Source organism: Streptococcus oralis subsp. oralis, from assembly GCF_002096455.1.
Lineage (GTDB): Bacteria > Bacillota > Bacilli > Lactobacillales > Streptococcaceae > Streptococcus > Streptococcus oralis_CY.
Genome location: NZ_NCUL01000008.1, coordinates 971,307 through 985,083 on the forward strand (window position 1 = coordinate 971,307; position 13,777 = coordinate 985,083).

14 protein-coding genes are annotated in these 13,777 nt (G+C 42.0%); 2 read left to right on the plus strand and 12 right to left on the minus strand.

Annotated features, from left to right (window positions below; translation table 11 throughout):
- Genes csm3 through cas6 form a run of 4 tightly spaced genes read right to left on the minus strand, consistent with a single transcriptional unit; the run spans window position 1 to window position 4,050 of the window.
- A complete protein-coding gene (gene csm3, locus B7720_RS09295; protein WP_070842546.1) occupies window positions 1-663 on the minus strand; it encodes a type III-A CRISPR-associated RAMP protein Csm3 in 663 nt (220 codons plus the stop codon).
- Window positions 663-1,043 (minus strand): type III-A CRISPR-associated protein Csm2, encoded by a 381-nt coding sequence (csm2, locus tag B7720_RS09300; RefSeq protein WP_000996502.1) that lies wholly within the window; start codon window positions 1,041-1,043, stop codon window positions 663-665. The genes csm3 and csm2 overlap by 1 nt, the downstream gene beginning before the upstream one ends.
- Complete coding sequence (gene cas10 / locus B7720_RS09305) at window positions 1,044-3,338, minus strand: type III-A CRISPR-associated protein Cas10/Csm1 (RefSeq protein ID WP_084857707.1); 2,295 nt, start codon at window positions 3,336-3,338, stop codon at window positions 1,044-1,046.
- Window positions 3,319-4,050: a CRISPR-associated endoribonuclease Cas6 gene (gene cas6 / locus B7720_RS09310; protein WP_000821018.1), complete on the minus strand. Its 732-nt coding sequence runs from the start codon at window positions 4,048-4,050 to the stop codon at window positions 3,319-3,321. Before cas6 ends, cas10 begins: the two co-directional genes overlap by 20 nt.
- Window positions 4,051-5,046: 996 nt before the next feature.
- Between cas6 and B7720_RS09925 the strand changes: the two genes are divergently transcribed.
- Complete coding sequence (locus B7720_RS09925) at window positions 5,047-5,133, plus strand: YopX family protein (protein WP_142358718.1); 87 nt, start codon at window positions 5,047-5,049, stop codon at window positions 5,131-5,133.
- A 630-nt stretch (window positions 5,134-5,763) separates the two neighbouring features.
- Here the strand turns inward: B7720_RS09925 and B7720_RS09870 are convergent.
- From B7720_RS09870 to budA, 8 genes are all read right to left on the minus strand, one after another.
- Window positions 5,764-5,895, minus strand: coding sequence for a hypothetical protein (locus tag B7720_RS09870; protein ID WP_268699617.1), 132 nt, complete (start codon window positions 5,893-5,895; stop codon window positions 5,764-5,766).
- Window positions 5,896-5,907: 12 nt separating this feature from the next.
- Complete coding sequence (locus tag B7720_RS09315; protein ID WP_084857709.1) at window positions 5,908-6,978, minus strand: ABC transporter substrate-binding protein; 1,071 nt, start codon at window positions 6,976-6,978, stop codon at window positions 5,908-5,910.
- Entirely contained in the window at window positions 6,975-7,748 is a 774-nt protein-coding gene (locus B7720_RS09320; protein ID WP_000712716.1) for an ABC transporter permease, read from the minus strand. Before B7720_RS09320 ends, B7720_RS09315 begins: the two co-directional genes overlap by 4 nt.
- Window positions 7,745-8,551 (minus strand): ABC transporter permease, encoded by an 807-nt coding sequence (locus B7720_RS09325; RefSeq protein WP_000754115.1) that lies wholly within the window; start codon window positions 8,549-8,551, stop codon window positions 7,745-7,747. The genes B7720_RS09320 and B7720_RS09325 overlap by 4 nt, the downstream gene beginning before the upstream one ends.
- Entirely contained in the window at window positions 8,532-9,689 is a 1,158-nt protein-coding gene (locus B7720_RS09330) for an ABC transporter ATP-binding protein (protein WP_000742905.1), read from the minus strand. The genes B7720_RS09325 and B7720_RS09330 overlap by 20 nt, the downstream gene beginning before the upstream one ends.
- A 158-nt stretch (window positions 9,690-9,847) precedes the next feature.
- Window positions 9,848-10,753 carry a UDP-N-acetylmuramate dehydrogenase gene (gene murB / locus B7720_RS09335; protein WP_084857711.1) on the minus strand — a complete coding sequence of 302 codons (906 nt, stop codon included), beginning with the start codon at window positions 10,751-10,753 and terminating at the stop codon, window positions 9,848-9,850.
- A gap of 111 nt (window positions 10,754-10,864) precedes the next feature.
- Complete coding sequence (locus B7720_RS09340; protein ID WP_084857713.1) at window positions 10,865-11,617, minus strand: YhfC family intramembrane metalloprotease; 753 nt, start codon at window positions 11,615-11,617, stop codon at window positions 10,865-10,867.
- Window positions 11,618-11,626: 9 nt separating this feature from the next.
- Window positions 11,627-12,358: an acetolactate decarboxylase gene (gene budA, locus B7720_RS09345; protein WP_000375407.1), complete on the minus strand. Its 732-nt coding sequence runs from the start codon at window positions 12,356-12,358 to the stop codon at window positions 11,627-11,629.
- 145 nt (window positions 12,359-12,503) lie between these two features.
- Here budA and B7720_RS09350 point away from each other — a divergent pair, with 145 nt between their 5' ends.
- Window positions 12,504-13,775, plus strand: coding sequence for an aminotransferase-like domain-containing protein (locus tag B7720_RS09350; RefSeq protein ID WP_084857716.1), 1,272 nt, complete (start codon window positions 12,504-12,506; stop codon window positions 13,773-13,775).
- Window positions 13,776-13,777: the final 2 nt, after the last annotated feature.

Sequence of the window (13,777 nt, forward strand, 5' to 3'; positions counted from 1 at the left end):
CTAGACCTCCGTAGTTAAAAGTTCATTCAATCTACTAACATCATAGTTTCCGAAAACTGTATTTGCTTTAAGATCCTCAAAAACAACTTTACCATATCCACGAGAACCTGAACCACCTAAATAATCAAGTTCCAACAGTTTTAATCCATCAAGAATCACTTTGAAGTCTTCTTCTACTTGAGCTTGACTCTTGTCTGTCACCTCATAGATCAGCTCAAATCCAAAGATACTGTCTCGGATAGCACGTTCAATTTGCCTTGGATTTGCTTCAGCAGTGATACGATCAATAGTATTTTCAAACTTAACTTCAGTATAACCTTTGACAGCTCGTGAATCTAAATCCTTTTTGTTAGTTAGAAAGGCATCTCTAAAGATGAGTCTTCCTACTTTATAGTTTTTGTCTGAACTATTCCCAAAGAGACGACTAATAATTTCCCCATCTTCTCCTGGTTTTTCTGCTAATTTAGTATTATATACTCTTGCCAAAAGGGTACGCATTTTCCCTTTGATACTAGATCCTGGAATAATGGGTAAGTTTGTAATTGGATCTTTAATCACAGGTGAGTCCGTAGCACCAATCGCCGCAAAAGCATTGCTTGTCCCAATATGAAGTCCTGTCTCTAGACGGATTTGTGCTGTTACTTTAATTTTTGCAAATGCCATTAATCTTTTCCTCCATAAAATTTAAAATAAGCTACTAGCGCTTCCATATAGCGACAAAAACGTTGGAGACTTTCCCTACTATTAATTTCTTTTAAAATTGGTAAAATCTCACCTTTTTGAACTAAGTCCAGTACCGCCTCTTCACGGCCTGATTGATAGACGAATTGGACCCTCAAATAGGCAATCTTATCCTTTAATTCTTCGTACTCACGGACCTTACTTTCATCAAAGAGGGTACTCGTTAAACTCAATAAGTTTCGTAGTTTACTCATGGATAGAACATCTGAATTTTTATTTTTAAAATTACGCTTATCAGTTACTAAATTTTTAATGGTTTTTTCTGCCTTATCTACGTAATTATCATCTGTTAAAATTGCCATCTATGAATCCTTTCTAATCTCATAAATATATAGAAGTAAAGCTATCTCTGCTTCCTTACGTTCATTATCGCTACCTGTATACCAAGAAAAGAATAAATCTTTAAACTCTTTAAACTCTTCTTTTTTATCCTTAGAAGTTTGATCTTCTAAGCGCGTCAAATAATAGGCTAATCGAGCAATATTCATACGATCGTAGTTGCGAAGGAGCTCAATAAGTCTATATACAAAACTCTTTCCTCGCTCATCTTGAATATTAAAGTAGTAACGAATGCTCTTCAGTTTCCCATTATAGACATTGTCAATAAATTGGTCGAACTTCAATGTATAATTTCTTTCAGAATCAACATTGCCAAAAGATTGGTCCAACTTCAAGGTATTACCTGCTTTAAAAAGGGAAATACTATCCTTGTCGTTATCCTTTGCTGCTCCTTCTAGCTTACCAGTTTCTTCAGCCATGAGGCTAACTGGAGTTTTATCTGGAAAGAGGCCGATTCCTGCTGATAGGGTTAATTTGCCATTTGTCCACTTGATAAAGTTTTGTCGGAGACAAATAGTAAACTCAATAATATCCTGCCAAGAACCGATAGCAAATACATCATCTCCACCGGCATAAATGATCGATAGTTTTTTCTCCTTCGCAAACTGGTTGATATAGACCTTAAAGAAGAGACTCATACTTCTAGAGAAGGTTGCCGAGCGTGCCAGAGTATTATATTTGCCACCATCTTGATAGGAGAATCCAGCCATAAAGGCTGCTCCAAGATCATCCACATCTAGTCGAACAACTGCTAATCGCTTAATCCCTTGTCCAGTTTCACTATCCTGAGATAATTTGGCGTACTCGTAAATCTCATCATACTTGTAATCTCCGACAAAGACATGGGTTGCTTTTAGGATATCTGTACTATAGCTATTCTTTACATAAATACGGTCCCACTCTTCATTGGCAAGGTCGGCTTTTGAAATACCACTAATATAGGCTCCCGGACCTATCGGCAGGCCTTTTTCTTTTGTCACAATATAGTAGTTTTCTTGTATTTCCTTGGCAAAGCGATACATCCCTGCACAGATATGGCAGACCTCTTGATCTTTATACTTGGTAAGCTTTTCGACTGAGTGACAAATTGCACATTCTTTCTGGGAGCTTTTTCCTCCTTGGTTGAGTTCAAGCAGAGTTTTGGCATCGTAACGAGAAATTTTCTTTTGGGAAATCATACGACTGGTTGTTTGGTAGACTTTACGATAGTCGACCAGTGTCGTTGTCATATCATTGGCAGAAAATGGACTCCAACCAAATGCTACGTATAGACCTGTCTGGAAATGCTTGACCAAAAACTCATTGAATTCTGCTTCAAAGTGAGCCAAGCTCTCTCTAGTTTTTTCGGTGTTTGGAAGGATAAAGTAGGCGTGCCCTCCACCAACGTAGAGAAGATTAGCCCTCGTAAGCTCTAACTTCTCCAGTAAGTTGTCAGCGATATGTTCCCCCATAAAATCTAGATACAAGGAACGTGCTTTTAGTTGCTTGGCTGCTCCAGCCGTTGCGATATTGTAGATAAAGTCTTGAATCCCTGACAAGTCAAAACTTGCTAATAAAAAGGCCTTCTCGCTATAAAAAGCTTCTAAATCTTGCCCCAGTACCTTCTCATAGTCACGGCAATTCTTGTCTGCTAAATAGTCCTCTATAGCTAGGGCAAAGCCAGCTGTCAGACGACTGTAGGTTGCTAGAGAAATATCCGATAATTCCTTGGTTCTTGTCGAAACAGGCACATAGGAAAGAGTAGACTCAAGGAGATTCAAAAGGGTATCTATCTCAGATTGGCTAAAGTCCAATCTCTCAAACTCTTTTTCTAAGGTCTCTACTATCAAGTCATAATCTGACTGGTCAGAAGGCTCACTCGATTCCTTAGCATAGTTTGGTTCCCCGTCAAGCTCTAATGGACGCACATCAAGATAACGCTTACTAGGGCTATCTGAAAATACATTGAAGATATCCGATTGTTTGCTTAGGAAATCTTCTTTACCTCCATGAGTGTCTGCTGCTCCTTTTAGACCTGAAGCAATCTTTGCAGCAGCTGACGTGATATAGACCAAACTATCAGGAGCTAAGTCCTTCGGCAAATCACTAGAAGTCGCCTTGGCTATCTGCTGGGCTATCTTTTCATTATCCGAAAAGCGTCTAAACCATTCGGACCCAATGGTACCCAGGTCTTTCTCATCACACCTGGAACCTTGAATCACCTTGCCGATAGCGTGCAAAAGCGATCCATAAACTAAATCAATCTTTTCTTTCTTCAAGTTCTAAACCTCCCATCCCTAAGCTAGTTTTCATACCGAGACCTGAGTACTCCCCAAATTTTAGAAGCATATTAGCATAAGCTTTCAAGGTATTTGGACCTGTAATCTTAAAGGTCAATTTCCCCCTGAAACCAGGTATTTTTTTGCCATGGACTTTAAAATAGCTGGATTCCAATCGATAGCTGGTAACCCTACTATGCTTGACCAAGTAGTCCAGGGTTTCCTCTTCAATGTCCTGACGATTCTCGACCAGACGTGCATACTTCATCATCAAACTCTGAAAGATGAGACGCATGGTCGGAAAGAGCACGTACTCTCCCTGAGAGCGAAATCCTGTTGGAGTTTGAAAATGTATAGTGTAGAGTGACCGATCTTGGTTTTCATTAAAAAACTCAAAGAGTTGCTCCGAACTGAGATCTTGCATGGACAGAGACTCTACCATGAGAGTTGGTAAATCATGAAGTTCTACTTTCTTGAGCTCCAATAGAACTGGCAAAATCTGCTTGACAGCCTCATCCGTCAGGAGATGAAGGGACCATAGGGTCTTGTCCTTTTGATGGATGATTTTTAGTGAGTAGGGGTTGGTCTCCTGCTCATGTAGCCAAGTCACATAGTCTGGTTCCAAGTTTTCCATAAGAAAACCTTGGAATTTTGTAGATAGGTCGCTCGGTGATTGGTCAATCCGCTTAAATAATAGTTCGATGCGTTTCATATGCCTCCTTTATTGATACAATTGCGCTTTTGGTTTCTCATGAGCGCTTTTTCTTTTACTTTTGGAATTCTTTTCCCTTATGAAACTGTCCCCTCGCGAGGTAGATAGGTAGCTATACGAAATTTTCTTTAATATTTCTGGCGATTTTCAATCGTTTCCGGCCCCTCTCGAGGTAGATAGGTAGCTATACAAAATGGAAATTAACGAAAAAATAAGTGCGGTTTATGTTTCCGGCCCCTCGCGAGGTTGATAGGTGGCCATACACGTTGGCTTAAACATACCGACGGTAAATGGTATTAGCTTCCGGCCCCTCTCGAGGTAGATAGGGAGCTATACTGGCTTGGTATAAAAAAATGAAAAAGATTTATTCATTTCTGTTTCCGGCCCCTCGCGAGGTAGATAGGTAGCTATACGGTAAAACCGGAAATTACTCAATGCATATAGAATCAAAACAGTTTCCGGCCCCTCTCGGGGTAGATAGGTAGCTATACACTATGGATGACTTTGTTGCAGCTACAAGTGTTGTCAAGTTTCTGTCCCCTCTCTAGGTAGATAGGTATCTATACATAGATACAGCATCTGTATCGGAGTTTATGGACTTTGGGTTTCCGGCCCCTCTCGAGGTTGATAGGTATCCATACCAAAATGAACCGCTTAGAATCACTCACGGACGAGTCTAAGTTTCCGGCCCCTCGCGAGGTAGATAGGTAGCTATACCCGGCTGGTGGTGGGAGGAGTCAGATGGCCCTTATCCGTTTCCGGCCCCTCTCGAGGTTGATAGGTAGCTATACAAAGGTGAAACTTTTGAAAAAGCCATGTCTTATCCGTTTCCGGCCCCTCGCGAGGTAGACAGGTGTTTATCTTCAAGGTAACTTCGCTAATGTTGGAAAATACATTTTCTAGTTTCCGTCCCTCTCAAGGTAGATAGGTAGCTATACCAAAAAGAAATTGAAGCTGACTATGTGAAACAAGAAGCGTTTCCGGCCCCTCCCGAGGTTGATAGGTATCTATAAAGTTATAGGAAACATCTACGAAAATCCTGAGCTTTTGGAGTTGCCGGCCCCTCGCGAGGTAGATAGGTAGCTATACAGAACAAAGATAACCCAGAAAGCCTCGACGGAGTTCCGTTTCCGGCCCCTCTCGAGGTGGATAGGCACCTATACGTAAGCGGTACTGGTTCGACGAAGATGGTTACATGGCGTTTCCGGCCTCTCGCGAGGTGCGTAGGATGTTCTTTATGGTTTAGATGTGAGTATTTATGCGAAACCTGAATTATTTCCGGCCCCTCGCGAGGTTAATAGGTAGCTATACAAGAATTTGATAAGATTTCAATCAATGCTTTTTACAACCTGTTTCCGGCCCCTCTCAAGGTAGATAAGTATCTATACGAAAAGCCGGTAATTCCTGCACCAGTAGTTGATCTGTTTCCGGCCCCCCTCGAGGTAGATAGGGAGATATACTGTCTCAGTTCCTGATGTGAAGCCCGAAAAACATGTATTTCCGTCCCCCTCGAGAGGTAGGTATCTATACTTACCGTAAATTAAAAGGAAATGTCACTCTTTTTCATCCGATGTTTCCGTCCACTCGCGAGGGAGATAGGGAGATATACCCCATATCTTGTATGTAAACTCATAACAAGCACTAGATATAACCTATTGGAAACTAATATTAGTATACCATATTCTGAAAGAGTTTTCATTTCTGAATACCAAATTAATCACATACCTTTTTTATTCCTCCTAAATGTATAAAGGATACTATTTTATTATTAAAATTCTTTTTATCAAGCCCAAAATTTAATTTTTTTAATACAAAAAACGAACCAGCTTTACTGATTCGTTTCATAACTGCTAACTCCTACTTCCGATACATTTTAAACTGTAGGAAGAGGTCACTATATTTTCCTGTCCATTTATGATCAAATTTCTCATAAACTTCCAGGTGTTTCATGGTGTCAGCGTCTGGATAGAAGGATTTGTCTTTTTTTGTCTCCTCTGGGAGCATTTCCTTTGCTGGTAGGTTTGGTGTTGAGTAGCCCACATACTCCGCATTTTTGAGAGCATTTTCGGGTTTCAACATAAAGTTGATAAAGGCATAGGCCGCATCTTGGTTTTTCACAGTTTTTGGAATAACCATGTTATCAAACCAGAGATTGCTGGCCTCAGTCGGAACGACATACTTGAGATTAGGATTTTTCTCCAACATCTGGCTGGCTTCCCCAGAAAAGGTCACACCGATGGCAGCATTGTTCTGGATCATGTAACCCTTCATCTCATCCGCCACAATGGCCTTGATATTTGGAGTCAGTTTGTAGAGTTTGTCTACCGTTTCTTCCAACTGCTGAGGATCCTTTGAGTTGAGACTGTAACCGAGTGAGTTAAGCCCGAGTCCCAGCACCTCACGCGCCCCATCAAAGAGCATGATAGAATCCTTGTATTCTGGTTTCCAGAGGTCATCCCAATGCTCAGGCGCCTCATCTATCATGGTTTCATTGTAAACAATTCCCAAGGTCCCCCAGAAGTATGGGATGGAGAATTTATTGCCCGGGTCAAATGACTGGTTGAGGAACTCAGGTCCGATATTTTCGATTCCTTCAATTTTTGAATAATCAAGCGGAACCAAGAGGTCTTCGTCCTTCATCTTGTTGATCATGTATTCACTTGGGATGGCAATGTCGTAGGTCGTTCCACCCTGCTTGATCTTGGTATACATGGCCTCGTTGGAGTCAAAGGTCTCGTACTGTACTTGGATTCCTGTTTCTTCTGTGAATTTCTCCAAGAGTTCGGGATCGATATAGTCCCCCCAGTTGTAAATAACCAATTTCTGACTATCTCGACTGTTGATTTTACTGTCTAGATGAGTCGCAATCCCCCACAAGACAAGGATAATTGCTGCAATTCCTGCTAAAAATGAATAGAGTTTTTTCATGCTTGCTCCTCCTTCTCACGTGAAATAAAGTAATATCCAACCACTAGGATAATACTAAAGAGAAAGACAAGGGCAGACAGGGCATTGATTTCCAGCGAAATTCCCTTGCGAGCTCGAGAGTAAATCTCGACTGACAGGGTTGAAAAGCCATTTCCCGTCACAAAGAAGGTCACGGCAAAATCATCCAGCGAATAGGTGAAGGCCATGAAATAACCTGCAATGATAGACGGCGTCAGATAAGGGAGCATAATTTCCTTGAACATTTGGAACTGACTAGCACCAAGGTCATAAGCCGCGTGAATCATATCATCATTCATCTCCTTGAGACGAGGCAAGACCATCAAGACCACGATTGGGATGGAGAAGGCCACGTGACTAGATAGAACTGTCAAAAAGCCAAGTGAAAACTTAAGCTGGGTAAAGAGAATCAAGAAGCTAGCACCAATCATAACGTCAGGCGCAACCATGAGGATATTATTGAGTGATAAAAAGGCTTCTTGGTATTTCTTACGAGACTGGTAGATGTAAATGGCACCGAAAGTCCCGATAATGGTCGCTATCAAGGCTGATAGAAAGGCCAAGAAAAAGGTTTGGGTGAGGATCAACATGAGACGGCCATCACCAAACATGGTTTTAAAATGGCTCAAGCTAAAACCAGTAAAGCTGTTCATATCATCGCCAGCATTAAAGGCATAGCCAATCAAGTAAAAGATTGGCAAATATAGGATGATGAAGACAAAGGCTAGGTAGAGATTAGCAAATTTTTTCATCGTTCTCTCCTTTCCTTGGTCACCCACATGGTGAGAAACATGGTCAGGATGAGGATCACACCGATGGTAGAACCCATTCCATAGTTGTCATTTGTAAGGAAGTTCTGCTCAATAGCCGTTCCCAGTGTGATAACGCGGTTCCCACCAATCAAACGTGTCAGCATGAAGAGACTCAAGCTGGGGATAAAGACCGACTGAACCCCACTTCTCACTCCATTCATTGATAGAGGGAAGATAACGTGGCGGAAAGTTTCCCACTTGGTCGCACCGAGGTCATAACTGGCATTGATAAGATTGTTATCCATATCATCCAAGACATTGAAGATGGGCAAAATCATAAATGGAAGCTCGATGTAGCTTGCGACAAAGATAAAGGAGAAATCGGTAAAGAGCAACTGTTGCGAACCGATTCCGATAAATTCCAAAAATTGATTAATAGAGCCATTTTGACCAAAAATCCCGATAAAGGCATAGGCCTTAAGGAGCAGGTTAATCCAAGTCGGCAGGATAATCAGCATGAGCCATAGTTGACGGTGCTTGAGACGGGTCAAAAAGAGGGCTGTTGGATAGCTGATAAGAAGTGTCACTAGAGTTACAATCCCTGCATAAAGCACAGAGTTGAAGCTCATTTTGAGATAGGTCAAGTTTTGTGACGCAAAGTAAGATTTATAGTTTTCTAAACTAAACTGCCCTTCGATGTTGAAAAAGGATTGTCCAAAAATCAAGACCAAGGGTGCGAGAACAAAGAGGGCAATCCAGAGCATATAGGGCACTACAAAGAGTTTAGAGGTTGTTTTCTTCATCTCTTTCCTCCTCGATCGCGTTAATCAGACCTGCTTCTTGCTCTTCGATTTCTACGTACTCCTCGATTCGAGCATCGAACTCTTCTTCGGTTTCGTTGAGACGCATGATGTGGATGTCTTCTGGTTCAAAGTCCAGACCGATTTCCTCTCCAACGATGGCCTTACGGGTCGAGTGGATCATCCATTCATTTCCGAGCTCATCATAGGCAATAATCTCATAGTGAACTCCACGGAAAAGCTGGGTATCAACCTTGACTTGGAGCTTGCCTTCTTCAGGAAGAGTGATGCGCAAGTCCTCTGGACGAATGACAACCTCAACAGGCTCATTTGGCTTCATCCCCCCATCGACCGCTTCAAAGCGTTTGCCATTAAACTCGACCAAGTAGTCCTCAATCATGGTTCCTGGCAAGATGTTGGACTCACCGATAAAGGTGGCAACAAAGTGGTTGATCGGCTCATCGTAGATGTCCACCGGCGTTCCAGACTGAACAATCTCGCCATCGTTCATAACGAAAATCCAGTCACTCATAGCCAGGGCTTCTTCCTGATCATGAGTGACAAAGACAAAGGTAATTCCCAATCGTTGTTGCAATTCACGCAGTTCATACTGCATGTCTGTTCGCAATTTCAAGTCCAGCGCTGACAAAGGCTCGTCCAGCAAGACCACACGGGGCTGGTTGATAATGGCACGGGCAATGGCCACACGCTGACGTTGTCCTCCAGAAAGTTTACGGATAGAACGTTTCTCATAACCTTCCAACTGAACCATCTTGAGAACTTCCGCAACACGTTGTTCGATTTCTTTCTTGTCGACTTTACGCAAGCGGAGTGGAAAGGCAACATTTTCAAACACATTCATATGTGGAAACAAGGCATAGGATTGGAAGACGGTATGGACATCTCGTTTATTAGTTGGGATGTCATTGATCCGCACCCCATCCAGTAAAATATCCCCTGTCGTCGCATCCAGTAAACCTGCAATGATGTTTAGAATGGTTGATTTTCCTGAACCAGATGCACCCAAAAGAGTGTAAAATTTCCCTTCTTCCAACTCAAAATTGATGTCTTTGAGAACCTTGGTGTTGCTGTCTTCAAAAACTTTAGAGACGTTTTTGAATTCAATAATTGGTTTTTTCAATTGTCATAAATTCCTTCTTTTTCATAAATTAACAGATCAGGGCTCTGTCAGGCCGCTACCACCTCGTGTAGGAGATTAAACTGCCTACATACATCTTCACTAACGATAGGCTTTCACCCCCTTTAAATGGTTATAGCAGCAACTTTTCTACCCCAACCTTATTCTTTCTCACCCAAGATTCGGACTTCTCTTTCAAGAGTGACACCTGAGTGTTCTTTGACTTTTTCGATAACAGATTGGATCAAGTCTTCATAGTCTTTGGCCGTTCCGTCAGCAACATTGATCATGAAACCGGCATGCTTTTCAGATACTTCGACACCACCGATACGGTAGCCCTTCAAACCAGCCTCTGAGATCAACTGTCCTGCAAAATGCCCAACTGGACGCTTAAAGACTGACCCACATGATGGGTATTCTAGAGGTTGTTTGAGTTCACGTAGGTGCGTCAAGCGGTCCATTTCTTGCTTGATAACCTGATGATTCCCTGGAGCTAGGGCAAATTTAGCTGACAAAACAACAGCCCCAGAATCCTGAATAGCTGAATGACGGTAACCAAAAGCCAAATCCTTGACTGACAAGGTCTTGATTTCCCCTTCCTTGGTCAAAATTTGACAAGACTGCAAGATATGAGCAATCTCACCTCCATAAGCGCCCGCATTCATAAAGACCGCACCGCCGACGCTTCCAGGAATCCCACAAGCAAATTCAAAACCAGTCAAACTATGACGGAGGGCAATACGTGTCGTTTCAATCAAGTTGGCCCCAGCTTCCGCTTCAATGGTATAACCATCAACTGAAACGTTATTGAGCTTGTCACACAAGATGACAAATCCACGGATCCCACCTTCACGAACGATGATATTACTAGCATTTCCTAGCACCATCCAGGGAATATTCTCTTGATTGGCAAATTGGACGACACGAGCCATCTCATAGCGATTGCGTGGCAAAACTAGATAATCCGCTCGACCTCCTACCTTGGTATAGGTATAGGTCTTCAAAGGTTCCTTAAAACGAATATCGATTCCTTCTAGGATTTCAAGCATTTTTTCTTTTACTGACATGTCACTCTTCCTTTTTCAAAATTCATTCCATTATACCATTTTTAGAGACATTTGACGACCATAAAAAGAGCTTGTTTTATCTTTACATAAAAAAAGAGGTCACCCCTCTTTTTATGATTTTTTCCAAAATGTAGATTTGGTTAGCCAGATAAAAGCTAGAAGTTCTACGAGAAGAATAAACTCAACTAGAAGCGGATTTGCAATCCATCCAACCTGAGATAAGGCTGGAGCTAAATCAAACAAGGCGTGCAAACCATAGGCAGCAAGGAGGTAAATCCATTTCTTTTGACGGACACTTTGATAGACCCAGATAGAGAGACCAATTTGCAGAACCAGAGCAAGAACACGTTCAACTCCTAGTAAATAAACCTGCCAAACCGATAGAGACTGAACCGTTTCGAGTGTAGACTTTGGAAGGAGATTGGCTACATCAGTATTTGAAGACTGGATGAGTGAAAAGAGAATCAAAAGACTGATCAAGCTTCCCATTCCGAGATAGAGCATCTCCAAGCCCCCATGTCCCAAACCATAAGCCAAAGCATCTCGATCTTCTAGCTTTCTCTTTTTCTCCAACCATTTAAAAAAGACAAGGCGAGCTGTTTCCTCAAAGAGGGCTGCCATGGCAATCCCATAAAGGACGTATAAGAAAGGCTGCTCCTGCATAAGCGGAATGGTTCCATCTTTTTGTGGATGAAGTATCAGAAGGTGAACAATCTTCTCTAACACTTGAGAAGAAACAAAAAATGCGATTGCCCCCAAGCCCATCACTGCAAGAGAGATTTTAAATCGTTTTTTGGCATACCAAGTTCCACCTACTAGAATGAGAACTAAAGCGATCATGGTAAGGATAATATGTAGTGTCATCTTTTTCTCCTATTCTGACTTATCAATATCTTTCTTCATCTCGTCAACGTTAAATTTGGCAAATAAATACTGGCGATCTTGGACTGGAAAACGTTGGTCCAACTGATCGACTGCCCCAACCTCAATCATTCCTTCTTTGATAACAAAGTCCATCACATGCCCACCAAAGGTCAAATCATCTGAGATAAAATGCAAATGGTAGCCTGCAACACTCACCCCATGGAAAATCTCTGGTGTCCAAAAACCAACGATGGTTCCCGATACATTTTCACGACTATATTCAGGCTGATGGGTAGCAACCTCAGCAAACTTGGTATCAGGTGTGGATTTAGGAATCATACGTACGTGCATTTGTGAAAATTCGCCATGAATCTTGATGGAGCGAAAAAGATTTTCCCCATCATAGTAGGATTCAATTCGTTTTTCCAATTCCTTGTCCGTCATCTCAAAGCGCTGACGAAAAATCACTTCTGCTTGATGAGGGACCACTGCTGCATAGGGAATAAGAGCATCCGCTGCCACCTCGACGATTTCAGGCGTTTGACCAGATCCCTTGGCTTGATAAGCCTTGCCATCAAGGACAATCAACTCCCCATCAATCGAATCCAAAGTTCCCAAACCAAGGTCACCATGCTCCAGCAATTCTCCCACTGTCATGGTTCCACCATAGAGACCTGCCATTAGAGCACCCAAAGTATTGTATTGAAATAATTTAACCGGTTCCTGCACTTTTCTATCCATTCTCTTTCTTATCTTCTTTTCAATGAATCATCATACTTTCTAAGTATACCACATTTGCTCCTAGTTGTGAAAGGGGGAAATGCTTTTCCCATTGCCAAGGAGGCAAAAAAAAGGTACAATGTAACAAAATCAACGGAGGTCTGGAATGAAGAAAGAAAGTAAATACCAAGCAGTCGTTTCCTTTCTAAAAAATGGAATCGAATCAGGAAAATTTCCAACAGGTAGCCGGCTTCCCTCTATCCGTCAACTGAGCCAAGACTTCCACTGTAGCAAGGACACTATCCAACGAGCCCTACTGGAATTACGCCATGAACAATACCTCTATGCCAAGCCCCAAAGTGGCTATTATGTTCTGGAACAAGGACAGCATCAGGACTTGGAAATCGAAGTCACTGACGAACACGCTAGTGCCTATGACGACTTCCGACTCTGTGTCAACGAAACCCTGATAGGTCGAGAAAACTACCTCTTCAACTACTACGACAACCAAGAAGGCCTTGAGGAACTCAGACAATCTGTCCATCAACTTCTTTTCAACCAAGCCCTCTACTGCAAACCCGACCAACTGGTTCTGACATCTGGCACCCAGCAAGCTCTCTTTATCCTTTCTCAGATTAACTTTCCGAGCGAGGGAAAAGAGATTTTGGTCGAACAACCGACTTACCACCGGATGAATCGTCTCTTGGTCGCTCAAGGATTAGCCTACCAGACCATTGAACGCCGAATTGATGGCATCAACCTTGAAGAACTGGAAAAACAATTCAAATCCGGGAAAATCAAGTTTTTCTACACCATTCCTCGCTTCCACTATCCTCTAGGTCATTCCTATTCTGATCAGGAAAAAAGGGATATTTTGGATCTAGCAAATCAGTATGGTGTATATATCGTCGAGGATGACTATTTAGGGGACTTAGATACTAGAAAGGGCCAAACCTTCCACTATCTGGATACTGAGGATCGGGTCATTTATATCAAATCCTTCTCAACCAGTCTCTTTCCAGCCCTTCGTATTACCGCTCTCATTCTCCCAAATACCCTAAAAGATGCCTTTGTTTCCTACAAAAATATCCTGGACTATGACAGCAATCTCATCATGCAAAAGGCTCTTTCTCTTTATATCGATAGCCAGTTATTTGAAAAAAATCGACTGGCCCGCCTTAGCCTTCAAGAGAACTATCAGGCTCAGATAAAGAAAGTACTTGAAAAAAACACCTGTCCCTTGCCCCACTACCCTCTACACGATGGCCTTTTGCTTGATTTGAGACACTATCCTAAGATTGCCAGTTTGAAACACAGCTCACTCAAATTAGACTTTTTTGAGAAGGCTTATTTGGATGCCTGTCCTTATCAGTTCGCCAAAGTCTCTCTTGAAAATCTAGAAGAGCTATTAGAATACATAAAAGCAGAATTGGATTAAAG